At 45.2% G+C, this 23,120-nt stretch carries 20 protein-coding genes, 1 tRNA gene and 1 other RNA gene; 9 read left to right on the forward strand and 13 right to left on the reverse strand.

Going from position 1 to position 23,120, the window contains the following annotated elements; all coding sequences use genetic code 11:
• Window positions 1–6: 6 nt before the first annotated feature.
• The 8 genes from WDM69_RS00520 to WDM69_RS00555 all read right to left on the reverse strand — a co-directional run bounded on the left by WDM69_RS00520 (window position 7) and on the right by WDM69_RS00555 (window position 7,867).
• Entirely contained in the window at window positions 7–1,206 is a 1,200-nt protein-coding gene (locus tag WDM69_RS00520) for an NRAMP family divalent metal transporter (RefSeq protein ID WP_338755468.1), read from the reverse strand.
• 44 nt (window positions 1,207–1,250) lie between these two features.
• Window positions 1,251–2,039 carry a 5-oxoprolinase subunit PxpA gene (locus tag WDM69_RS00525; protein WP_338755469.1) on the reverse strand — a complete coding sequence of 263 codons (789 nt, stop codon included), beginning with the start codon at window positions 2,037–2,039 and terminating at the stop codon, window positions 1,251–1,253.
• Complete coding sequence (locus tag WDM69_RS00530) at window positions 2,029–2,952, reverse strand: biotin-dependent carboxyltransferase family protein (protein WP_338755470.1); 924 nt, start codon at window positions 2,950–2,952, stop codon at window positions 2,029–2,031. Before WDM69_RS00530 ends, WDM69_RS00525 begins: the two co-directional genes overlap by 11 nt.
• A 57-nt stretch (window positions 2,953–3,009) precedes the next feature.
• On the reverse strand, window positions 3,010–3,825 hold the full coding sequence (pxpB, locus tag WDM69_RS00535) for a 5-oxoprolinase subunit PxpB (protein ID WP_338755471.1): 816 nt from the start codon (window positions 3,823–3,825) through the stop codon (window positions 3,010–3,012).
• Window positions 3,826–3,855: 30 nt separating this feature from the next.
• A complete protein-coding gene (gene accC, locus WDM69_RS00540) occupies window positions 3,856–5,220 on the reverse strand; it encodes an acetyl-CoA carboxylase biotin carboxylase subunit (protein ID WP_338755472.1) in 1,365 nt (454 codons plus the stop codon).
• Between the two features lie 2 nt (window positions 5,221–5,222).
• Complete coding sequence (locus WDM69_RS00545) at window positions 5,223–5,801, reverse strand: acetyl-CoA carboxylase biotin carboxyl carrier protein (protein WP_078307695.1); 579 nt, start codon at window positions 5,799–5,801, stop codon at window positions 5,223–5,225.
• 150 nt (window positions 5,802–5,951) lie between these two features.
• Entirely contained in the window at window positions 5,952–6,836 is an 885-nt protein-coding gene (locus tag WDM69_RS00550; protein WP_078307694.1) for a class II glutamine amidotransferase, read from the reverse strand.
• 2 nt (window positions 6,837–6,838) lie between these two features.
• Window positions 6,839–7,867, reverse strand: a complete 1,029-nt coding sequence (locus WDM69_RS00555; protein ID WP_078307693.1) for a homoserine kinase — start codon at window positions 7,865–7,867, stop codon at window positions 6,839–6,841.
• A 321-nt stretch (window positions 7,868–8,188) separates the two neighbouring features.
• Between WDM69_RS00555 and hisF the strand changes: the two genes are divergently transcribed.
• The 4 genes from hisF to WDM69_RS00575 all read left to right on the forward strand — a co-directional run bounded on the left by hisF (window position 8,189) and on the right by WDM69_RS00575 (window position 13,268).
• Window positions 8,189–8,959: an imidazole glycerol phosphate synthase subunit HisF gene (gene hisF / locus WDM69_RS00560; RefSeq protein WP_078307687.1), complete on the forward strand. Its 771-nt coding sequence runs from the start codon at window positions 8,189–8,191 to the stop codon at window positions 8,957–8,959.
• Window positions 8,960–9,257: 298 nt separating this feature from the next.
• Window positions 9,258–10,289: a phenylalanine--tRNA ligase subunit alpha gene (gene pheS / locus WDM69_RS00565; RefSeq protein ID WP_205760116.1), complete on the forward strand. Its 1,032-nt coding sequence runs from the start codon at window positions 9,258–9,260 to the stop codon at window positions 10,287–10,289.
• Between the two features lie 82 nt (window positions 10,290–10,371).
• On the forward strand, window positions 10,372–12,816 hold the full coding sequence (pheT, locus tag WDM69_RS00570) for a phenylalanine--tRNA ligase subunit beta (RefSeq protein WP_338755474.1): 2,445 nt from the start codon (window positions 10,372–10,374) through the stop codon (window positions 12,814–12,816).
• A gap of 140 nt (window positions 12,817–12,956) precedes the next feature.
• Complete coding sequence (locus tag WDM69_RS00575; protein WP_078307682.1) at window positions 12,957–13,268, forward strand: integration host factor subunit alpha; 312 nt, start codon at window positions 12,957–12,959, stop codon at window positions 13,266–13,268.
• Window positions 13,269–13,318: 50 nt separating this feature from the next.
• Here the strand turns inward: WDM69_RS00575 and WDM69_RS00580 are convergent, their stop codons facing one another.
• The 3 genes from WDM69_RS00580 to WDM69_RS00590 all read right to left on the reverse strand — a co-directional run bounded on the left by WDM69_RS00580 (window position 13,319) and on the right by WDM69_RS00590 (window position 15,661).
• Window positions 13,319–13,633, reverse strand: a complete 315-nt coding sequence (locus WDM69_RS00580) for a 4a-hydroxytetrahydrobiopterin dehydratase (protein ID WP_078307681.1) — start codon at window positions 13,631–13,633, stop codon at window positions 13,319–13,321.
• Window positions 13,634–13,674: 41 nt separating this feature from the next.
• On the reverse strand, window positions 13,675–13,947 hold the full coding sequence (locus WDM69_RS00585) for a GNAT family N-acetyltransferase (protein ID WP_078307679.1): 273 nt from the start codon (window positions 13,945–13,947) through the stop codon (window positions 13,675–13,677).
• A 193-nt stretch (window positions 13,948–14,140) separates the two neighbouring features.
• Window positions 14,141–15,661 (reverse strand): catalase, encoded by a 1,521-nt coding sequence (locus WDM69_RS00590; protein WP_338755924.1) that lies wholly within the window; start codon window positions 15,659–15,661, stop codon window positions 14,141–14,143.
• Window positions 15,662–16,057: 396 nt separating this feature from the next.
• Between WDM69_RS00590 and ettA the strand changes: the two genes are divergently transcribed.
• A complete protein-coding gene (gene ettA, locus WDM69_RS00595) occupies window positions 16,058–17,719 on the forward strand; it encodes an energy-dependent translational throttle protein EttA (protein ID WP_338755475.1) in 1,662 nt (553 codons plus the stop codon).
• A 79-nt stretch (window positions 17,720–17,798) separates the two neighbouring features.
• On the opposite strand, the gene topA is transcribed toward ettA, so the two are convergent.
• Window positions 17,799–20,447, reverse strand: coding sequence for a type I DNA topoisomerase (gene topA / locus WDM69_RS00600; protein WP_078307675.1), 2,649 nt, complete (start codon window positions 20,445–20,447; stop codon window positions 17,799–17,801).
• Between the two features lie 161 nt (window positions 20,448–20,608).
• Window positions 20,609–21,175: a hypothetical protein gene (locus WDM69_RS00605; protein ID WP_078307673.1), complete on the reverse strand. Its 567-nt coding sequence runs from the start codon at window positions 21,173–21,175 to the stop codon at window positions 20,609–20,611.
• A gap of 337 nt (window positions 21,176–21,512) precedes the next feature.
• On the opposite strand from WDM69_RS00605, the gene coaD reads away from it, so the two are divergent.
• From coaD to WDM69_RS00625, 4 genes are all read left to right on the forward strand, one after another.
• Window positions 21,513–22,067: a pantetheine-phosphate adenylyltransferase gene (gene coaD / locus WDM69_RS00610; protein ID WP_338755476.1), complete on the forward strand. Its 555-nt coding sequence runs from the start codon at window positions 21,513–21,515 to the stop codon at window positions 22,065–22,067.
• A gap of 98 nt (window positions 22,068–22,165) precedes the next feature.
• On the forward strand, window positions 22,166–22,414 hold the full coding sequence (locus tag WDM69_RS00615; RefSeq protein WP_078307671.1) for a YfhL family 4Fe-4S dicluster ferredoxin: 249 nt from the start codon (window positions 22,166–22,168) through the stop codon (window positions 22,412–22,414).
• 56 nt (window positions 22,415–22,470) lie between these two features.
• Window positions 22,471–22,838, forward strand: an RNA gene (rnpB, locus tag WDM69_RS00620) — RNase P RNA component class A.
• Window positions 22,839–22,954: 116 nt separating this feature from the next.
• A tRNA-Met gene (locus WDM69_RS00625) sits at window positions 22,955–23,031 on the forward strand.
• Window positions 23,032–23,120: the final 89 nt, after the last annotated feature.

A 23,120-nucleotide genomic window follows, 5' to 3' on the forward strand; every position in this document is an offset into this window, starting at 1 on the left:
ATCAGATTAACCTGTCAAGCCCAAATACTTAGCGATGGTCATGGCACTTAAGATGCTCATGGCAATGGCAATCAACCAACCAAAAAAGGCAATCCATTTGGGGTGCTGATAATCGCCCACAATGTTACTTCGATAAGCGGCAATCAGCACGATGATTAGGGCGATGGGCAATACCAAGCCATTTAATGTACCCACCAACACCAACACCGTGGCAGGCTTACCGATGGTTGAGAACACCAAGGTCGATACAGCAATAAAGCCAATGATAAAATAACGACTGTTATCACGGATGATGGGGTGTAAGTTGGTCATGAATGACACAGATGTGTAGGCACAACCAATCACTGAGGTGATGGAAGCAGCCCAAATGACCATGCCAAAGATGATTTGTCCCACATGACCAAGCACATGGCTAAATGGGGTCAGTGCTGGGTTGCTTGGGTCAAGTTTAACTCCTTGGCTGACCACGCCCAATACCGCTAAAAACAAAAACACACGCACGATGGAGGCGATGATGATGCCTGTTACTGAGCTTTTGGTAACTTCGCTTAAGTTTTCTTGCCCACTGATGCCAGCATCTAACAAACGATGAGCCCCTGAAAAAGTGATGTATCCGCCAACCGTGCCACCAACCAACGTAACAATCGCCATCGCATCTAAGGTATCAGGCACAAAGGTTTTTACCGTTGCTTCTGCCACAGGTGGCTGAGACTGGAACATCACATAAATGACCAACATGATTAAGATAAAGCCCATAAGCTGAGCAAATCTGTCCATAAGTGAGCCAGCTTCTTTGCTCAAAAAGATGGCAACGGCAATCACACCACTAATCAACGCCCCGACAATCGGCGATAAGCCAAACATGGACTCCATGCCAAGCCCCGCCCCACCGATGTTACCGATATTAAACGCCAAGCCACCCATGATGATGAGCAACGACAGCAGATAGCCCACCCCCGGAAAGACCCTGTTGGCAAGCTCTTGAGCCCTTAAGCGAGACACCGCCACCACTCGCCAAACATTGAGTTGTACGCCAATGTCCATGATGATGGACAGCAAAATCACAAAACCAAAACTGGCAAGCAGTGATTCGGTGAAAGTGGCGGTTTGGGTCAAAAAGCCTGGCCCAACCGCTGAGGTTGCCATCAAAAATGCCGCCCCTAAAATGGCGGATTTATTAGCGGTATTGAGTTTGTGTGGTTGCATAAACAATCCTTTGTCTGTGTACGTGTGGGATATAAGATATAAAGCTAAATCGCCAACGGCTTGATGGCGATGCCATGCTGTTGCAATGCTTGCTTGATTTGCTTGGCAAAGGCGATGGCGTGTTCGTTATCGCCATGCAAGCAGATGCTGTCAATCTGGGTGCTTAGTGTTTTTCCTGATTCAGTGATGATGTGACCTGCCTGCACCATACCAAGGACTTGTTGTACCGCTTCTTCTTCGTTGGCGATGACGGCGTGTGGCTTGGTTCGAGATACCAACGTGCCTGCATCGGTGTAGCGACGGTCAGCAAAGGCTTCACGAATGACCGCCACGCCCAACGACTCGGCAACGGCAATCATCTGACTGCCAGCCAGCCCCATCAGTGCCAGCTCTGGGTTAAAAGCTTTTAGCTGTTTGACCAAAATTTCTGCCAAATGTTCATCACTGGCGGCTTGATTATACAACGCCCCATGTGGCTTGACATAAGCCAGTTTAAGACCGTGCAAGTCACACATGGCTTGCATTGCCCCAAGCTGATAGCTCATCAAAGCGTGATAAGCGTCGGCGTTTAACTGTTGTGCCACTCGACCAAAATTGGCTCTGTCATCTAGGCTTGGGTGGGCCCCCACTTGCACGCCGTGATGTTTGGCAAATTGCAAGGTTTGATGAATGTCAGCAACTGACCCAGCATGCAGTCCACAGCAGATGTTGGCGGAGCTGATGATGCTCATCAGTCGCTCATCTTGACCACACCCTTCGGCAACGTCAGCATTTAAATCAATGGACAGTGTGGGTGTTTTGGGGTTGGCATGGCTTGTGGTATCAGTTGGCATTGGCATATCTCCGAATTCTATCAATATAAAGCAGTCGCTGATTGCGAGCAATGATGGCATCACCCAGCGACACCACAGCAAACCGACACGTCTGCCCAAAACGGGTCTGAGCAAGCAACCCCAAATCTGCTTCAATCACTGAGGCAATTTTAGGGTAGCCCCCTGTGGTCTGAGCGTCTGCCATCAATACAATTGGCTGACCATTGGGTGGTACTTGTATCATGCCCACATCAACTCCGTGTGAGGGCATTTGTAGTTCTGACTTGAGCGTTAGGGCATGATTGCCCTCTAGGCGATAGCCCATACGACTGCTTGATGGCAACAGCTTGTAGGCTTGGCTTTCCAACTGCTGATGGGCGTTGGCGGTAAAAGCATCGTATTCACTGTTTTTACTGATGCGGATTGTGTCTTGAGCAGGCAGGCTGGCAATGCCAATGGTGGCAAGCTCAAACTGATCGGTCAGCTCAAAATCATCTCCTGCCTGTAGCAACCGTCCTTGATAACCACCAAATCCTGCTTGAATGTCGGTACTGGCAGACCCCAGAACCGACTGCATGTTTAAACCGCCTTGTATGCACAGATAACCATGCAAACCTGTGACCGCCCTTTTAAGCTCCAGCGTTTGCCCTGCGTGGGCTTGCACACGCCAATAATTACGAATTTGCTCACCGTCCAGATAGGCTTCATATTGGGCCCCTGTCAGACAAAAGCTCACCTGACAATCAAAGCTTAAGGTTACCACCGCCATGGTCAGTTCAATGGCTGGGGTGTTGGTTGGGTTTTTGAGTAAGGCGTTACCTGCCATCAGTGACCAAGCGTCCATTGCCCCATTACGACGGATTCCTTGACTGCGATGACCGATTCGCCCCAAATCTTGTACACTACAGATGCCTGTCAGTTTGTCTATTCTCATGCTATTATCCTTTAATTGGCTATCCTTTAATTGGCAGTCGTTTGGTCAAAAACTCCTTTAATTGACACGCCCTTCATCAATAATTTGAGTCGCCACAAACTGTAAACGGTCACCTGCTTGTAAGCGAGTGGGAGGGGTGGCATGAATGTCAAATAATTTGTCATCGGTACGACCCAACAGCTGCCAGCCCCCAGGTGAAGCAAAAGGATAGACCCCCGTTTGTTGCCCACCGATACCAACCGACCCTGCTGGCACTTTGGTGCGAGGGTTGGCGTGCCTTGGTAAATGTAAGTGTTCAGGCAGACCGCCCAAATACGGAAAACCAGGTTGAAAGCCCATAAAATACACGGTATAAATTGGCTTTGTGTGGGCTTCGACCAGCTCGGCTGGGGTCATGCCCAAACATTTGGCACTGTCCACCAAATCAGGACCTGCCTCACCGCCATAGATGACAGGGATTTTAATGATGTCTTTGGTGTCTTTGCACTCATCACCACCCAAAAACTCACTGATGTCTAAGGCATTGAGTTTTTTTTGTAGTTGTTGTAGCTCAAGCAAGCTTAACGAGTGGGTATAGACAGTTAGGGCGTTCATGCCTGGCACAACTTCCAACACACCTTGCATGGCTTGGATATGCGGTTGCAATGCCCAGCAAGCTTGTTGGTTCACTAAGTTGGCGGCTTGTCCTGCTTGCTTTTTGTCCAATGGGTCAATAAAAAAGCCAATCAAACAATGGGCATTGCTGATTTTAAAATGAAGCTTGGCTTTCGCTGATGCTTTGCTGACAGGTTTGCTTGGTGGTTTGGTGAGTGATTTGGGTTGTAAGCTGTCTTGCGGTGGCGTTTTTATGGTGTCTTTTTGAATCTGTGCCATGATGAATGTTCCCTGTCGTGCGTGTGGCTGTCATTTGGCTGTCGTGTGGTTGTCATGATTTTCTAACCAATGGCTAAGATAGTGGATACTTGTGCCACCTTGCCCAAAATTTTCATCAGCAAACAACGCTTGATGCAACGCCTTGTTGTGTTGAATGCCATCAATGGACAGCTCACTTAGAGCAGCCTGCATTTTTTTGATGGCGGCATCACGGCTGTGGTCATGAACGCACAGTTTGCCTATTAAGCTGTCATAACTGGTGGGAATGCGATAGCCTGCATACAGATGCGTGTCCATACGCACCCCAAAACCTGCTGGAAAATGGCACGCACTCACCACCCCAGGGCTGGGCAATGACGTGAACGGATGCTCAGCGTTAATGCGACATTCAAAGGCATGTCCTATCAGCTCAATGTCAGACTGCTGATAACTGAGTACTTCGCCTGTCCCCACTCGGATTTGCTCACGCACAATGTCGATGCCTGTAATCAGCTCAGTGATGGGATGCTCAACCTGAATGCGTGTGTTGACTTCGATAAAGAAAAATTCACCATCTTCATATAAAAACTCAAACGTGCCTGCCCCAACATACCCCATCTGCTGGCAGGCAGTAACACACGCTTGCCCAATCTGCTCTCGTTGCTCTTTGGTGATGTCAGGAGCAGGGGCTTCTTCGATGACTTTTTGGTGACGACGTTGCATGGAGCAGTCTCGCTCACCCAAATGAATGGCGTTGCCAAAACGGTCAGCCAACACTTGAATTTCGATGTGGCGAGGCTTTTTTAGGTAGCGTTCAAGGTATACCACAGGATTGCCAAAGGCAGTGTTGGCCTCGTTTTTGGTCATGGTTACCGCAGACAGCAGTTTGGCTCTGTCTTCAACCACTCTCATGCCCCGACCACCGCCACCACCAGCGGCTTTGATGATGACTGGATACCCCACTTGGTCGGCGATGCGTTCGATTTCGTCATCGTCATCGGGCAACGCCCCTTTTGACCCTGGTACCACAGGCACACCAGCGGCAATCATGGTCTGCTTAGCAGCGACTTTATCACCCATTTTGCGAATGCAGTCTGATGGTGGTCCGATGAATATCAGCCCTGCCCGTTCTACCCGCTCGGCAAAGTCGGCATTTTCGGACAAAAAGCCATAACCAGGATGAATCGCCCCAGCCCCTGTGATTTCAGCAGCAGAAATGATGGCATCATGATTAAGGTAGCTGGCACTCGCCTTGGCAGGTCCGATGCACACGCTTTCATCAGCAAGTTTGACAGGCAAAGAATCACGGTCAGCGTCAGAATGCACCACCACCGATTGGATACCCATTTGTTGGCAAGCTCGGACAATGCGTAAGGCAATCTCACCCCGATTGGCAATCAATATTTTGTTAAACATCGCTATACCCCTGTTGGCTGTAGTTCAAAGAGCGTCTGCCCATATTCGACCATATCGCCGTCATTGACGGTGATGTGTTGGATTTTGCCTGCTTGCTCAGCTTTGACTTCGTGTAATATTTTCATGGCTTCAACAATGCACAAGGTGTCGCCCACTGCCACATCATCGCCTTCGTTAACAAAAGGGGGTGTGTCAGGTTCGGCACTGCGATAAAACGTACCAACCATGGGCGAAGTGACGGTGATGATATTGGTAACATCAGCACTGGAGATGGCAGGGCTTGATGTGCTTGGATTTGACGCATTTGGATTTAAATTGTCTGAGCAAGAGACATCAGAAGCAGACATGTGTGAAGCAGACACAGTAGGGGCGGTCGCATCTAAAGATGATGGGGTGTGGGCTTGATGGTGTTGGGGCGCCACCAAACTCGATGCGGTGTTAAAGGCGGGCAGTAACGTAAATATGGGCGACTGACAGATGATGCTGATGCGTTGGTCGCCATCGCTTATCTCAAGCTGTCCAATGTTGGCATTCTCAGCAATGGCGATGAGTTGCTTAAGTTGGGTTAAGTCAATGTCCATATTGGTGTCCTAATCGTCATGGTAATGTGGTGATGTGGATGATGGTGATTTTTCTGCACTATAGCATGTTGCTCATATAATTGTATAGACAAGTTGGCAAAGATTGCTTGGCAAAGATGGCATCGATTGTACCAATATGACCATGACCCATCACACGCTTGCTCCCACTTGCCTGGCCAAAGTAATGCCATCATCAATGCTTAGGTATGTTTTTTTGCTGGGTAGGTCTTGGTGAACCATGCGTCCTTGTCGGAAGATAAGGCACTCATTAACCGCAAGCTGTTGCCATTGTTCATTGTTGGTTAATGGTATGGTGGTGATGATGGTAACGCAATCGGTGGCTGATGTGACGTCTTTAAAGTTAATGGACAAATCATCATCAGCAAGTCTGGCTTCACCAAAGGGCGCTTTGCGTGTCAAATAAAACAACAAACTGCCTGCATAAGCCAAATGCCAATCACCGTTAGAGATTAGACAGTTAAATAATCCACCAACGGATAGGTAGCGACATTGGGCAATGAGAAAGGCAAATAATCTGGTGTCGTCAGGGCGGTGTTTAAAGGTGGACTTTAGCCGATTGAGTAGGTAGCAAAATACCAGCTCTGAATCGGTATCCCCAACAGGCTGGTAGTATTGGGCGTTACCGTTCGCATTGAGTCGATGCAGGCGGTTGATGAAGTCGGCGCTCATCTGCCCATTATGGGCAAATGCCCATTGCTCTCCCCACACTTCTCGCACAAAAGGATGAATATTGGCAAGTCCATGACCCCCTGTGGTTGCCTTGCGAATATGGGCAATCACATTCATTGCTTCAATGGGATAATGATTCACCAAATCAGCCACAGGCGATAAATGGCTGGGTTTATCATCATGAAACTGACGAAGCCCAATATCACCCAATGCTGTCCGCTCAAAAAACGCAACGCCAAAGCCATCTTCATGATGGTCAGTAAGTCCGCCACGCTTTCTAAACCCTGTAAAGCTAAATCCAATGTCGGTGGGGGTGTTGGCATTCATTCCAAGCAGTTGACACATGATTATTGCACCTTTGCCCAATGATGACTTGCCAAGCGTTTCATCAAGTCGGGATTTTTGACCATGATGTTATCACCTGTGCGTCCTTGTTCACGGTTGTAATAAATGACATTTAGTCGCAAAAGCCAAAAAATGGTGGCAGAGTAGGCAAGCATCACAGGCAAGGCGGTTTTTTCGTTGTCCGTTAAGGGGCGGACACTCTCATAGCCATCTATAAAAGCAGTCATTTTGTCCGTGTTAAAATTCACGCTCTCGCCGTCATTGGCATTGCCCCATGTGGTACAAAAATCGTTGATGGTGATGGCAATGTCCATCAGATAATGCTCAACAGACACCTCGGTAAAATCAAGCAGTCCTGTCAGCTTTGGTGTATCACCCGTAAAATCCCACAGCGTATTATCTGCAAACATGTCCAAATGGCACAAGCCTTTGGGCAAACCACCATGTGCCACATCGCTGTTGGTTACATCGTTTTTAGTTACATCGCTTTTAATCACATTGTCATACGCCTGCCAAATGTCATTCATTAATTTGGCTTCGTCTTTTGGCATAAACTTGGTTTCACGGTCTTTGACCAAATGCCAAGGATACAGCGCCACGCCATAATGCTCAGCAGGGATAAGTGTTTGTAAGCCATCATGCAACGTTGCCAACGCTTGCCCCATTTGCATGCACATATCAGATGTGATGTGGGTGGGGTGATTGCCTGATAACTTTGGGGCAAGGGTAATGGCTTTGTTGTCAAAATAGAGCAAAAACTCACCATTATTGGCTTTAAGAGGGGTGGCAACAGGCAGCTTGTCTTTGAGTTTGTTTAGGATAATTGCCATTTTTTGAATTTCATGCGGTTTACGTTCTTCAAATAAAGTAAACACAAAAGATGGCTCATTTGTTTTATCATGGGTGGTTTGAATGAACCAATTTGAATTTTTGATGCCTTGAGTAATGGGTGTGGCATGGGCAAAATCCACGCCAAATGCTTGACAAAATTCGATGAACTGCTGTTCAGATAACTGGGTATATACCGACATGAGCTGTCCTAAATTGATAAAATATGACAATACAAAATATGATAGTATTTGGCATCATTATACGGATAAAACACAATATGTTTTGAATTTATTTTGTCTTGGATTGAGTTTGCTTAGAGAACACCCTAAGCATGATTAGCATTTGCAAGATAATACCAAGCAATCCAATAATGAACAACTGGACGTGTGGACGTGATTGATAAAGACATTTTGGCATCGATGGCAACACAAGACCCAACCACCAACCACTAAAAAGTATGTCAATAACATGATTCGTCATTTCATGAATTTTAACCTATCCTAAAACAGTTTGAGATACCCATGCTAGCCAAACGCATTATTCCCTGCCTAGATGTTGACAACGGTCGTGTGGTCAAAGGCGTACAATTTATTGACATTAAAGACGCAGGTGACCCTGTGGAAGTTGCCAAGCGTTATGATGAACAAGGGGCGGACGAGATTACTTTTTTGGACATCACCGCCACCCACCACGGACGTGATACCACTTACCATACGGTTGAACGAATGGCTCAAACGGTTTTTGTACCGCTGACCGTGGGCGGTGGTGTGCGCCAAATGGTGGACATTCGCACTCTACTCAATGCTGGAGCGGATAAAGTGGCGATTAATTCAGCTGCCGTATTTACCCCTGACTTTGTTGGTGAAGCAGCTGACCGTTTTGGCAGTCAATGTATTGTGGTGGCAATAGATGCCAAACGGGTAAGCGACATAAACCAGCAACCCCGTTGGGAGATTTTTACCCATGGCGGACGCAAAGCCACAGGCATTGATGCGGTTCAATGGGCAAGCAAGATGGCACAGCTTGGGGCAGGTGAGATACTCATCACCAGCATGGACGGTGATGGCACACGCCAAGGCTATGACTTGATGTTGATGCAAGCCATCACCGACAGTGTGACTGTCCCTGTGATTGCTTCAGGCGGTGTGGGTAATTTGCAACATCTGGCAGATGGCATCATACAAGGTGGTGCAGATGCCGTATTAGCGGCCAGTATCTTTCATTTTGGCGAATTCACAGTGGGCGAAGCCAAACGCTTTATGGCAAAACAAGGCATACCAATGCGATTGTAGTTGACCGTCGTTAATTGACCGCTGTTAGTTGACAATCATTCCACGCTTTTTTTAGTCTATTTATGAGTTTGTTTGATACGGTAACATACATGGTTACATATTGTTACAAATCTTGTAACGTACATTTACATTCCTAGTTAAACGCTTTAAAATAGCGGATTGTCCGTTTTTTATCACCAGTTTTTTACACGCTGTTTTTTTCATACGCCATTTTTATATATACGTTAAGTTTTATACATTTAAGTTTTATACATTTAAGTTTTATTCACTGAACCGATGCCATTTTATGACCAACACCATGACCAATTCATTAGAAGCATATTCCGATACCTTGACCGATTTAAATCAAGAGCAGTTTGATAAATTTAGCCAAGATGCTCAAGTTTTGATTAACACAACAACCAATCCACAGGATTTGCAAACAGTGCGTGTCATATTGACAGGTAAAAAAAGCCATATCACCACATGGTCAAAACAAATGGGCAAGCTGTCTGCTGATGACAAAAAAAACTATGGACAATGGTTACATCAGCTACGCAGCGACATTCAGCAAGCACTTGATGAACAAAAACAAACACTAGATGCCATTACCTTACAACGTAAATTAACGCAAGAAAGTGTGGACATCACACTGCCAGCTCGTGGGCGTGAACGTGGACAATTACACCCCATCACGCTGACTGCCAGACGCATGCAACAGTTTTTTAAGCAAGCAGGCTTTAGCGTGGCGACAGGCCCTGAAGTGGAGAATGACTATTATAATTTTGAGGCATTGAACATTCCTGAGCATCACCCTGCTCGTGCCATGCACGATACCTTTTATTTTGATGCCCATTATTTGTTACGCACCCATACCAGTAATGTACAGATACGCACAATGCAAAACAGCACACCGCCCATTCGCATCATTTGCCCTGGGCGTGTGTATCGTCACGATTATGACCAAACACATTCACCGATGTTTCATCAGCTTGAGGGCTTAATGGTGAGTGAAAACAGTAACTTTGCTGAGTTAAAAGGGGTTATTCATGAATTTTTGAATGCCTTTTTTGCCAAAGAAGTCAGTGTGCGTTTTCGTCCGTCGTTTTTCCCATTTACCGAACCATCAGCGGAGGTGGATATTTTATCTGCCAGTGGCAAATGGTTAGAGGTGATGGGCTGTGGCATGGTGCATCCGCAAGTGTTAAAAAATTGTGGCATTGATTCAGATATGTATTCAGGCTTTGCTTTTGGTATGGGCATTGAGCGATTTGCCATGCTGTATTATGGCATTGATGACTTACGATTGTTTTATCAAAATGACTTAAGATTTTTAAGGCAGTTTGCTTAGTGTTTAAAAGGATAATCACCTTAAACAATCACCTTAACTTAAACAACCACCTTAAAATGAACAAATTTAGAGAAACTCAACGATGAAAATTAGTGAAAACTGGTTACGCCAGTGGGTGAGTCCCAATATTGATGGTGATGCCTTAGCTGAACAGCTGACCATGGCTGGGTTGGAAGTTGATGATAAATATGCCGTTGCCAAAGATTTTAATGGTGTGGTGGTAGCTGAGGTCATCAGTGTTGAACCACACCCAAATGCTGATAAACTAAAGGTTGCACAAGTCAATACAGGCAGTGAGCAAGTACAAATTGTTTGCGGAGCTCCTAATGTGCAGGTGGGTATGAAAGCCCCTTTGGCAACCATTGGTGCACAATTACCCAATCCAGATGGATTAAATGGCAAACCCTTTCAAATCAAAAAATCCAAACTTCGTGGCGTTGAATCACAAGGCATGCTGTGTGGTAGCAGTGAGATAGATTGCGATGATGGGGTGGATGGTCTGTTGCACCTGCCAGATGATGCCCCTGTTGGCATGGATATTCGTGAGTATTTGGGTTTAGATAACCAAGTGCTGGACATTTCTATCACGCCCAACCGTGGTGATTGTTTTAGCGTGCGTGGCATTGCTCGAGAGCTTGCAGTGATTAATAATTTACCATTGATTGTTCCCAAAATCACCACCCTAACGCCAAGCCTACCTGATGCCCAAGATGTGCAAGTGATGGCAATTGAGCAATGCCCTCTATATTTGGCACAGCCTGTACTGAATATTGACCGTGATGTTGCCACCCCAAAATGGATGCTAGATGCCTTGTTGCAGTCTGGGTTTCGCACACATAACTTTTTGGTAGATGTTACCAACTATGTGTTGATAGAGCTGGGTCAGCCTCTACATGCTTTTGATAAAGACCAAATTAACGGACAAATCGTGGTACGTCTTGCCAAACCGCAAGAACGTCTGACTTTACTCAATGATGATGACATCACATTGACAGGCGATGAGTTGGTGATAGCTGATGACAAAGGAGCGATTGCCTTGGCTGGTATCATGGGGGGCAAACGTACTGCCGTCACAGACACCACCACCAATGTGGTGCTAGAAAGTGCATTTTTTGCCCCATTGGCACTTGCAGGGCGGGCTCGTCGCTTTGGTTTGCACACCGATGCGTCACAACGCTTTGAGCGGGGTGTAGACTTTGAGTTGCCACAGATGGCATTATCACGAGCAGTCCAATTACTCAAAGACATTGCTGGCGGTCAACTTGGTGTGGTGAGTGAAGTTAAAGTGCAAGATAAACTGCCCAAGCGACTTGCCATTGATTTAAGATTAGAGCAAGTACAAAAATTGCTTGGCGTTGATATTGAGCGCTCAGAAATTGAGCGAATTTTAAAGCAACTTGGGCTTGTTGTGACAGACAACAAAACCCATCTGCAATGCACGCCACCATCTTGGCGTTATGATTTGAGCTTGCCAGAAGATTTGATTGAAGAGATTGCTCGCATTTATGGTTATGACAACATCAGCAATCAGTTGCCTAGGCTGATGGTTAACATGCGATATGATGACCATGATGATCGGTTGTTTGACTTAAAGATGCGTTTGGTTGAAGCAGGATATGCCGAAGCGGTGACGTTTAGTTTTAGTGATGCCAAGCTTGAGCAAACACTCAATGATGATGATTTAGGAGCGATGCTGACACTTGCCAATCCAATTTCAAGTGATTTGGCGGTGATGCGTCGTACTTTGTTGTCTAGCCTACTGCCAAGTGTGCAGTTTAATCTAAATCGCCAACAATCACGAGTGCGTCTTTTTGAAACTGGACTCACTTTTGTCGGTTCGAATGTGGCACAGTTGAAGCAAACGCCAAGCATTGCCTTGGTGGCGGTTGGTACGGCAGAATCAGAACGCAATGCGTCCATGAACACCAGCCGTACGATGGATTTTTTTGATTTAAAACATGACATTGAGCGTCTATTTCCCAACAACTGGGTTAATGTTGGTGCTGGCCACAATGGTGAATCATCATCACGTCTGATGTATCAACGTAGCCAGTGGGCATTTTTGCACCCAGGGCAAAGTGCCGATATCTATGTGAATGGTCAAGCGATTGGGTGGTTAGGACAGCTACACCCAAGCATTGCCAATGCTCTGGATTTACCAACCACATGGGTGGCACAGCTGGCAAGTGAGGCATTGATTGAGTTTGGTAAAGACGCCATCCACATCACTCCTTTAAGCAAATTTCCCCAAGTACGGCGTGATATTGCCATCTTAGTGAATGCAGACATTGCCTTACAGTCATTAACTGACACCATCAGACAGTCAGCAGGAGAATTGTTGGTGGATTCTTGGTTATTTGATGTTTACGCAGGTGAACATGTGCCAACAGGGCAACGTTCATTGGCGTTTGCCTTAGTGTATCAAGACATCAATAATACGCTAGATGATGTGTCAGTAGCCACCTTAACACAAACCGTTGTGGAAGCGTTGATAAAAGAGCATCAAGCAGTGTTGCGAGACAGCTAACCTTAACCTTGCATTAACTTTTTGCAAGGTTGATATTAACTTTTGATAAGCAACATCATGGCAATTAACATATGGCAACATATCAATGATAAAGCAGAGCAAAAAACAGAGCAAACAAAGTCAAGCATGGATATCCTAACATGGGCACCCTAACAAAGATGGACTTGATTGAAAGCTTGATGTCTGAGCAAGGTCTGACCAAGCAAGAAGCCCGTTGCGTGGTGAACACAGTGTTTGAACAGATGGCAGAGATTTTGATTGAAGGCAAAGACATACGTCTGTCTGGTTTTGGTAATTTTGAACTAAAAGACAAAACGCCCAGACGGGGGCGGAATCCGAAAACGGGCGAAGAAGTCACCATTTCAGCCCGGCGTGTGGTAACTTTTAGAGCTGGGCAAAAATTACGCACATGTATTGACCAGTGTATTGATGAGCAGGTGATTGGTCAATAACCCATTAAACCTTAGCCAACCCCATCTTTGCATGTGCTTGTAAGTAAGTGTCAATCAACGCTTGCTTCATTTGCCAGTCGCTTGGTGCGAGCGATGTCGTGCATTTTTTTTGCCAATCGAATGTCATGACTGGTGATGCCATTGACATCGTGGGTGGTGAGTTGTATTTTTACCAAATTATAATGATGATGCCAATTTGGATAATGCCCCAAACTTTCGGCATAAAATGCCACCTCGGTCATAAAGCTGATGGCTTGCACAAAATCAGCAAATTGATAGGTAATGCTGATGGCATTACCGTCTTTGACCCAGCCCATTAAATCTTGTAATTGTAAGGCAACTTGGTCGTCGGTTAAGTGGCTCATAAAGGAACTCCAAGGCATTGCTTTTATTGTGGGTTGATGGGTTATTTGAGTAATTTTTGATATTTGGGGTGCTTGTTGATATAGTGAGCGACAAACGAACAGTGTGGGATTATTTTTTTGTTTTGTTCATCAGCATAATCAAGGGCATGTTTGACCAGTTGTGAGCCAATACCTTGACCGCTTAATAAGTCAGGCACGATGGTATGGTCATATGTCAAAGTATCGTCTGATGCTTGATAGCTGATATAAGCAGTTTGACCATCTTGGATAAGCTCAAAACGGTTGGCTTGGTGGTTGTGCGTGATGTCGGTCATGTTCATGTCCTTAAATGGTGACTTTCTTTCGATTCATATTTGATTATACTTCTTTGTAACCTAGTGTTTCAACCATTGAAGACGCTTGATAAAAAGCCACCTAATGTTGTGATTTAGGTGGCTGTTATTGTTTGATATTTATGATTGGTCATTGATTTAACCTGTTATCAATGACCAAAGAATGACCAATGGCTTATAAAAAGCTGGGCAGATGGCGAGCAGGGTCGGTCTCACGGGCATTTTTGGCATCTTCAACCGTAAGGCCTAACGCTTTGGCCACACCCATGGCATAATCAGGGTGGCATTTATCGCAATTACGGATATGGCGGTATTTAATAAAATCAGGGGCATCGCCCATCGCACGAGCCGTATTACCAAACAACGCCTGTTTTTGCTCATCGCTCATCAACTCAAACAAGGCTCTGGGTTGGCTAAAATAATCATCATCATTCTCACGATAATCCCAAAACTTAGCATCGCCATGAATTTTTAATGCTGGCTCAGCCAAATGTGGTTGGTCTTGCCATTGTCCAAAGCTGTTTGGTTCATAATGTGGTCGTCCGCCATAATTATCACCCACTCGCCCTTGACCATCTCTTTGGTTTGAGTACACAGGACAGCGTGGAGCATTCACTGGAATTTGGTTACGATTGACACCCAAGCGATAACGCTGGGCATCAGCATAGTTAAATAGGCGTGCTTGGAGCATACGGTCAGGGGACACACTGATGCCCGGGACTAGGTTGCTTGGGGCAAAAGCGGATTGTTCAACATCTAAAAAGAAGTTTTCAGGGTTTTTATTTAACTCAAACTCACCCACTTCAATGAGCGGATAGTCGCCTTTTGGCCACACTTTGGTTAAATCAAATGGGTGATAAGGCACAGTTTGGGCATCGGTTTCTGGCATGATTTGCACATACATTGTCCATTTTGGGAAATCGCCACGCTCAATGGCGTCAAACAAATCACGCTGATTGCTCTCACGGTCTTTACCAACCACCATTTCAGCTTCAGCATCTGTCAAATTTTCAATGCCTTGTTGGGTGCGAAAGTGAAATTTGACCCAAAAGCGTTCATTGTCAGCATTGATAAAGCTATAAGTGTGCGAGCCAAAGCCGTGCATATGACGGTAAGATTTAGGAATGCCACGGTCGCTCATCACAATGGTAACCTGATGAAACGCCTCTGGCAGCAGTGTCCAAAAATCCCAGTTATTGGTGGCAGAACGCATGTTGGTGCGTGGGTCTCGTTTGACCGCTTTATTTAAATCAGGGAATTTTTTTGGGTCTCTTAAAAAGAAAACAGGCGTGTTATTACCCACCATGTCCCAATTACCCTCTTCGGTATAAAATTTTAAGGCAAAACCACGAATATCACGCTCAGCATCAGCCGCCCCCCGCTCACCTGCTACGGTGGTAAAACGAGCGAACATTTCAGTTTTTTTGCCAACTTCGCTAAAAATCTTAGCACGGGTGTATTGGGTGATGTCGTGCGTTACCGTGAATGTGCCAAATGCGCCTGAGCCTTTGGCGTGCATGCGGCGTTCTGGAATGACCTCACGGGCAAAGTCGGCTAATTTTTCATTGAGCCATAAATCTTGGGCAAGCAGCGGCCCTCTGGCACCTGCGGTCATTGAATCTTGATTGCTTGGGACAGGCGCACCATTACTCATGGTCAAGTTGGTATGGTCATAAGGGCATTTCATATTTTGCATGGTGTTCTCCACTTTAGGTTTCATGACTTTAAGTTTTATCATGTTGGGTCTATCGATGTAGACAAGCTCACGTAACTTTTTTACACTTTCTCACGCACCTTTTCATTAATAAAGACTTTTAATAAAGCTGTTGATAAACTTGATACATGAGCAATGCCACACTTTCATTATAGTTATTTATTATAAATTTGAAAAATTTAATTATTTCATAAATTAGATTTGTTTTTTTAAACACAAAAGACTCAATCCATCTGTAAAAGATTGCTCTTGCTTGGTAACAATGTAATAATAGCAACAACATCATAACAGCGAATGTCATCAACAATATGTCTTGGTATCTGCAACATTGATGATGACCGAATAAAATATAACCGAATGCAAATAGGTAACATACTTATGGCTCAATACATTTACACCATGAACAATGTGTCAAAACTCATTCCACCCAAGCGTGAAATTCTTAAAAACATCAATTTATCCTTCTTCCCAGGAGCAAAAATTGGTGTTTTGGGTTTGAATGGGGCGGGTAAATCCACCTTATTACGCATCATGGCAGGGGTTGATACTGATTATTCAGGAGAAGCTCGTCCACAACCTGGGATTAAAGTGGGCTATCTGCCACAAGAGCCACAACTTGACCCAAATAAAGACGTGCGTGGTAATGTGGAAGATGGTGTGCGTGAAGCTTTAGATGCCTTAGACCGCCTTAATGAAATCTATGGTGAATATGCGCTGCCAGATGCCAATTTTGATAAACTGGCAGAAGAGCAAGGCAAAATGGAAGACATCATCACTGCTTGGGACGCTCACAACCTAAATACCCAACTCGAAAAAGCTGCCGATGCCTTGCGTCTACCACCTTGGGACGCAGATGTCAGCAAGTTATCAGGCGGTGAAAAACGCCGTGTTGCCCTGTGTCGTCTGCTGTTGTCTAAGCCTGATATGTTGTTGCTTGATGAGCCAACCAACCACTTAGATGCCGAAAGTGTCGCTTGGCTTGAGCATTTTTTGCATGACTATTCTGGCACAATTGTAGCGATTACCCACGATCGATATTTTTTAGATAATGTTGCCCAATGGATACTTGAGCTTGATCGTGGTCATGGTTATCCTTACCAAGGCAACTATACCGAATGGCTTGAACAAAAAAATAAACGCCTAGAAGAGCAACAAAAGCAAGAAGAAGCCTTTGCTAAAGCCTTACAAAAAGAGTTGGAATGGGTTCGCAAAAACCAAAAAGGACAGCAAGCCAAGTCCAAATCTCGTCTGCAACGCTTTGAAGAATTGAACTCAAAAGAATTCCAGCAACGCAACGAAACTGCCGAAATTTATATTCCACCAGGACCCCGTTTGGGCAATAAAGTCATTGAAGTTAATAACATCTCAAAATCTTTTGGCGATCGTTTGTTATACGAAAACCTAAGCTTTGTTGTGCCACCGATGGCGATAGTTGGCATTATCGGTCCTAACGGAGCGGGTAAGACCACATTATTTAATATGATTACTGGCAAAGACATGCCAGACTCAGGCTCAGTTGAATTGGGTGAGAGTGTGAAAGTCGCTTATGTTGGGCAAGTGCGTGATGAGCTTGACGACAATAAAACCGTATGGGAAGAGGTTTCTGACGGTTTGGACATGATTACCGTTGGTGAATACACCACACCTAGCCGTGCTTATATTGGACGCTTTAACTTTAAAGGGCAAGACCAACAAAAACGAGTGGGGAGCTTATCAGGGGGTGAGCGTAATCGTTTGCAACTTGCCAAAACCTTAAAACAAGGGGCGAATGTCTTGTTGCTCGATGAGCCATCAAATGACCTTGATGTTGAGACTTTGCGTGCTTTAGAAGAAGCAGTGGAGGTATTTCCTGGCACGGTCATGGTGGTGTCGCATGACCGTTGGTTCTTAGACCGCATTGCCACGCACATTTTGGCATTTGAAGAAGAAGGTCCAGTTTGGTTTGATGGGAACTATTCAGAATATGAAGCCTACCGTAAGAAACAGTTGGGCGATGATGCCACGCCCAAGCGTGTGAAACATCGTAAGATTGGTAATTAATGTAAGATTGGCAATTAATCTTATTGACATGAAAAATTAATTGTCAAAATTAACTGCCAATAACCCATTAGCCATCATGTCACTCTTCAATCCATTTACCTTGACGATACACAAGGGTGAATTTGGTGGCTTTGCCTGTCTTGGAATTTTCTGAGCCGATGTATTGTTCTTGGTTTTTGCGAGACCAACGCAAAATGGTGGGGTTATCATCTGGGTCAGTGTCTGGAGCAGTGAACAGATATTGAAATTTATCTTCCATTTGTGATTGAACGCCACGCAGTTCGGCAAGTTTGGGTGGGCGGGTTTCTCGGATTTTAGGAAATTTAGATGCCGCTAAAAATAGCCCCGCTGCCCCTTCACGTAAGATAAAGTGGTCATCGTGTTTATTGGATTTAAGCTGAGGCAGGTCAATGGGGTCCATGCGTGGCGGAGCAGGTTCGCCATTTTTGAGTACTTTGCGAGTGTTGTCGCATTTTTGGCAAGCAAAATAAGGACCAAAGCGACCAGTTTTTAGTGCCATTTGTCCGTTACATTTGTCGCAGTCGATGGTGGGTGCATCGCTACCGGGGACTTCAAATTTGCCTTCTTCGAGTACATGGCCATCACAGTCAGGGTTGTTACCACAGATGTGCAACTTTAATCCGCCATCGACGATGTAGCCATTCATGGCAGTGCCACATTTGGGACAGCGTTTTTTCTCCATTAAGTCTTTGACTTCAGCGGTGTCATCGTCTGCATCTGCCAGCAGATTAAAGGCTTCGACAGGCATCAAGTTTTTTGTGCCTTTACAGCGTTCTTTTGGCGGTAGGTTGTAACCAGTACAGCCCAAAAATACGCCTGTTGAGCCAGTTCTCAGTTGCATGGGGCGACCACACAAATCACAATGCACGTCTGGCACATCGGTGGGGTCATTGGGTCTCATGCCGTTAGGCTGTTTGGCGTGTTCTAGTTTGTTTTTAAAATCGCCATAGAATTCATCAAGCACTGTTTTGTATTCTTTGTCCCCTTCGGCAACGTCATCAAGCTTGTCTTCTAACCCTGCGGTAAAGGCATAATCCATCAAATCAGGGAAACTATGAATCAAGCGATTGGTAACGATATCGCCCATTTTTTCGGCAAATAAGCGTTTGTTTTCTAGCTTGACATAGCCACGGTCTTGTATGGTGGAGATGATGGCAGCATAGGTAGATGGGCGACCGATGCCACGTTTTTCTAATTCTTTGACCAGACTGGCTTCTGTGTAGCGTGCAGGGGGCTTGGTAAAGTGCTGGCTGGGGTCAAGTTTGTCTAGTATCAGCTGTTCGCCTGCTTGGACTTCAGGCAATAAGGTGTCGTCATTTTTAGCAGGGGGTTGAATTTTAGTATGGCCGTCAAAGGTCATGGTGCGTCCACGAGCCTTGAGCTCAATGTCATCTGCTGTAACCAATAGCGTTACTGATTGGTATCTGGCAGGGGGCATTTGACACGCCACAAACTGTCGCCAAATCAGTTCATATAATCGGCTGGCATCTCGCTCCATGCCTTTTAGCTGAGTGGATTTGACTTTGACATCAGATGGGCGAATGGCCTCATGAGCTTCTTGGGCATTTTGTTTGTTGCCATAAAAGTTGGGTTTGTCGGTCAGATATTTGTCGCCAAAATTGGCTTGGATATAGTCTCTGACACCAGCTAACGCATCGGCGGATAAAAATGTTGAGTCGGTACGCATGTAGGTGATGTGACCTGCTTCGTACAGTCGTTGTGCCAGCATCATGGTTTTTTTGACCGAAAATCCCAAGCGAGTGCTGGCGGCTTGTTGTAGCGTTGAGGTGATAAAAGGGGCCGACGGCTTGGACTGTGTGGGTTTTTCTTCTCGCTCTTTAACCACGTAATCGGCTTTTTTTAGTATGGCTAACACGGCATCGGTTTGTTCTTTGTTGCCAAGTGTTAGGGGTTTACCTGCTTGTTTGATGGCTTCTAAGCGTATGGCAGTGGCATTTTTGCCAGTTTTACGATGGGTATCGGCATGGATTTGCCAATATTCTTCTGGGATAAAAGCTCTGATGTCATGCTCTCGCTCAACCACCAAACGAGTGGCAACCGATTGCACACGCCCTGCTGATAAGCCCCGAGCGATTTTTTGCCACAATAAGGGTGATACCATAAACCCAACCACCCTATCTAAGAAACGGCGAGCTTGTTGGGCATTGACACGGTCAGTGTTAAGCTTGGTGGGGTGCTTAAAGGCATTTTGAATGGCGGATTTGGTGATTTCGTTAAACACCACTCGTTGATACTTGTCATCACTGCCACCGATGACTTCTTTTAAATGCCATGCGATTGCTTCACCTTCTCTGTCTAAGTCGGTTGCCAGATAAATGGTGTCGGCATGCTTGGCGAGTGATTTGAGTTCCTTGATGACTTTGGTCTTGTTTGGCAACACTTCATAAACTGCTTGCCAGTCATGTTCAGGGTCAATGCCCATGCGTCTGACCAAGGCTTGGTGGGCTTTTTCTTCTTTGGTAAGATTTTTGCTGAGGCTGTCGTTGGCTTTAGATTGGCTGTTTTTTTTACCCCCACTGGTGGGCAAGTCTCGCACATGCCCTACGCTTGAGCAAACGATGTAGTCACTGCCCAGATATTTATTAATGGTTTTGGCTTTAGCGGGCGATTCGACAATCACCAAAGATTTGCCTTTGGCAGAAGTGGTTGGTTTTGTGCTAGATTTTTGTTTGGTATTTGTTGGCATAAGGGTCAAATTTTACCGAGTGGTCAGTTGGGTATGGGAAAAAGCTTTTAAAAGCTACCTTGGTTTTAATGATGCTGTCAACCAGAATTTTCAAGAAATTTTTTAAAATGGTCTATGGCGAACAATTTGCTTTGACTGCCATATCAGTCAAATGGCTTGACTTAAAGGGCTTGGTTTATAACCTTTGCCCAAGTTTGTAATGCTGTTTTGATGGCAAGCATGTCCGATTCGATGGCATTGGCATGATAAGTGGGGTTGCTGATGGGCTTAACATAGGCATCATCTTGCCAATACAGTACGATGTGATTGGCTTTTGTCTCAAGCCCTTTGCTATGGTTGGCAATCACATCAGGCAAATCAATGGCAGTTTTATCCAACACAAATAACTGCTGGTCATAAATTGTGTTTTTAGTTATTTGATGATTGTCATGATTGCCTGTCAGGGTATTGTCAATCAGTACTCGCCATTGTCCGTCGATGTTTTGATAACGGCTGTGTGGCAAAGTAACGCCGTCTATCAATAAACCATATTGCCCCACCATGCCCTTGCCAAGCTCGTCATTTCTCCCCCTCAGCCAGTTAGGGCAAGCGACCAATTTGGGGTTTAACCCAACTTGTCTTGCTCCCATACGCAATTTATCAAGGCGTTGTTCTACGCCACTGGGTTTTAGTGCCATGATGCTACCAACCACAAACAGCACAATGCCAATGCTGATCCACAGACCCATAAAATACCTTTCCTTTTATGGCGATGACTAAACACAATGAACGATAAACATAAACGATAAAAATGATGCACAAACATAATGACTAAAATGTGGCATCAAACAACGTGGAATCAAACGTATCAATGCCACCACGTGGTTATGGTGGCCATGTGTGTCATCATGCGTTTTAATGCGATGTTTTTTAATAGCATAACAGAAAAAGACCGCCAGTGTGATATTTGCTATAATTTTGCAAATTGTCATGGCATGTTTTAACGACAACGCCATTTTTTGTTGTTGTGTTGTGCATGTTGAAGTGTTTTATTTTTAGGCAGAGCCATTTTAGCAGAGCCATTGTATGAACCAATCCAGCAATGATATCAATGATAATGATACCAATGATAATGATACCAATGATGATACCAAGCCTATTTATACCAAAGTGCTGTATCCAGGCACGTTTGACCCCATTACCAATGGGCACATCGATTTGGTATTAAGAGCCAACAAACTGTTTGATGAAGTGGTGATTGCGGTGGCAGCAGGGCATCATAAACGCCCCACATTTAGCTTAGAAGAACGCATTGGATTTGTGAATACGGCGTTTGCCGAGTATGCCAATGTGTCGGTGGTGGGTTTTGAAGGGCTGTTGGTGACGTTCATGCGTGAGCAGGGAGCGACAGCGGTGTTAAGAGGGTTGCGGGCAGTGTCTGATTTTGAATATGAGTTTCAGCTTGCTAATATGAACCGTCAGCTAGATGATGAGTTTGAAGCGGTATTTTTAACGCCATCACAAGACCATTCATATTTGTCATCTACTTTGGTGCGAGAAGTGGCAAAACTTGGCGGTGATGTGAGCCAATTTGTCCCTGACTGTGTGCAAATGGCATTTGCCCAAAAGTTGCAACAATAAGCAACCTAACGCAAAATGTCTGAATAAAAAATGTCTCAACAACAAAAAGCATCTGAACAAAAAGCATGCTTTAAATCGTGTTTTATAAGAGGTCATCTATGGCATTAAAAATCACTGATGAATGTATCAACTGTGATGTCTGCGAGCCTGTCTGTCCCAATGATGCCATTTATATGGGTGAGCTGATTTATGAAATTAATCCCAATCTGTGTACCGAATGTGTTGGGCATCATGACAAACCACAATGTGCGCTGATTTGTCCTGTTGATTGTATTCCCAAAGACCCTGATTATGCTGAAACTCAAGATGAGCTGATGGCAAAATTTAAACGACTGACTGGCAAATAAAGCCGACTGGCAAATAAAGCATGACGGTGAGTGTTAAAGCCAGTATAATAGATGTCTTGGCAGACCAGACGAACGCTGTGCCGTACGATGACATCAAGCGGTAGGGAGGAAAGTCCGGGCTACATAGGGCAGAGTGCCAGCTAACGGCTGGGCGGTGTAAGCCGACGACTAGTGCAACAGAGAGCAGACCGCCCCGCCATGTCTGTGACGTAGCGGGGTAAGGGTGAAAGGGTGGGGTAAGAGCCCACCGCATGACTGGTAACAGCTCATGGCAAGGTAAACTCCACTCGTAGCAAGACCAAATAGGTGTCCGTATGGCGTTGCCCGCGTTGGACACGGGTAGGTTGCTTGAGCGTATTGGTAACGATACGCCTAGATGAATGTTCGTCCATGACAGAACCCGGCTTATCGGTTTGCCAACCAATTATTTATCATGAAACTTAATTTTGGAATTTATGCCAGTTTGGGCTTGACGGACAGGCATGGCTTGGGCATAATACCCACCTTAATTAAAAGTGAAGCGAATTTGCTCAGATTTTTGGCGATGTAGCTCAGCTGGTTAGAGCGCACGACTCATAATCGTGAGGTCGAGAGTTCAAGTCTCTCCATCGCCACCATATCAGTCAGCATATTGATTTTATTGATGATGTTATTTTATTTAAATTGATTGTGTTATTTAAACATTGTTTTATTATTGTGCCATCCT

It is taken from the genome of Lwoffella lincolnii (genome assembly GCF_037201985.1).
Classification (GTDB): Bacteria; Pseudomonadota; Gammaproteobacteria; order Pseudomonadales; family Moraxellaceae; genus Psychrobacter; species Psychrobacter lincolnii.

Excerpts from the sequence above, each read along its gene's own strand:
- WDM69_RS00520 (WP_338755468.1), bottom strand. The coding sequence starts at position 1,206 with ATGCAACCACACAAACTCAATACCGCTAATAAATCCGCCATTTTAGGG.
- WDM69_RS00525 (WP_338755469.1), bottom strand. The coding sequence starts at position 2,039 with ATGCCAACTGATACCACAAGCCATGCCAACCCCAAAACACCCACACTG.
- WDM69_RS00530 (WP_338755470.1), bottom strand. The coding sequence starts at position 2,952 with ATGAGAATAGACAAACTGACAGGCATCTGTAGTGTACAAGATTTGGGG.
- pxpB (WP_338755471.1), bottom strand. The coding sequence starts at position 3,825 with ATGGCACAGATTCAAAAAGACACCATAAAAACGCCACCGCAAGACAGC.
- accC (WP_338755472.1), bottom strand. The coding sequence starts at position 5,220 with ATGTTTAACAAAATATTGATTGCCAATCGGGGTGAGATTGCCTTACGC.
- WDM69_RS00545 (WP_078307695.1), bottom strand. The coding sequence starts at position 5,801 with ATGGACATTGACTTAACCCAACTTAAGCAACTCATCGCCATTGCTGAG.
- WDM69_RS00550 (WP_078307694.1), bottom strand. The coding sequence starts at position 6,836 with ATGTGTCAACTGCTTGGAATGAATGCCAACACCCCCACCGACATTGGA.
- WDM69_RS00555 (WP_078307693.1), bottom strand. The coding sequence starts at position 7,867 with ATGTCGGTATATACCCAGTTATCTGAACAGCAGTTCATCGAATTTTGT.
- hisF (WP_078307687.1), top strand. The coding sequence starts at position 8,189 with ATGCTAGCCAAACGCATTATTCCCTGCCTAGATGTTGACAACGGTCGT.
- pheS (WP_205760116.1), top strand. The coding sequence starts at position 9,258 with ATGACCAATTCATTAGAAGCATATTCCGATACCTTGACCGATTTAAAT.
- pheT (WP_338755474.1), top strand. The coding sequence starts at position 10,372 with ATGAAAATTAGTGAAAACTGGTTACGCCAGTGGGTGAGTCCCAATATT.
- WDM69_RS00575 (WP_078307682.1), top strand. The coding sequence starts at position 12,957 with ATGGGCACCCTAACAAAGATGGACTTGATTGAAAGCTTGATGTCTGAG.
- WDM69_RS00580 (WP_078307681.1), bottom strand. The coding sequence starts at position 13,633 with ATGAGCCACTTAACCGACGACCAAGTTGCCTTACAATTACAAGATTTA.
- WDM69_RS00585 (WP_078307679.1), bottom strand. The coding sequence starts at position 13,947 with ATGACCGACATCACGCACAACCACCAAGCCAACCGTTTTGAGCTTATC.
- WDM69_RS00590 (WP_338755924.1), bottom strand. The coding sequence starts at position 15,661 with ATGCAAAATATGAAATGCCCTTATGACCATACCAACTTGACCATGAGT.
- ettA (WP_338755475.1), top strand. The coding sequence starts at position 16,058 with ATGGCTCAATACATTTACACCATGAACAATGTGTCAAAACTCATTCCA.
- topA (WP_078307675.1), bottom strand. The coding sequence starts at position 20,447 with ATGCCAACAAATACCAAACAAAAATCTAGCACAAAACCAACCACTTCT.
- WDM69_RS00605 (WP_078307673.1), bottom strand. The coding sequence starts at position 21,175 with ATGGGTCTGTGGATCAGCATTGGCATTGTGCTGTTTGTGGTTGGTAGC.
- coaD (WP_338755476.1), top strand. The coding sequence starts at position 21,513 with ATGAACCAATCCAGCAATGATATCAATGATAATGATACCAATGATAAT.
- WDM69_RS00615 (WP_078307671.1), top strand. The coding sequence starts at position 22,166 with ATGGCATTAAAAATCACTGATGAATGTATCAACTGTGATGTCTGCGAG.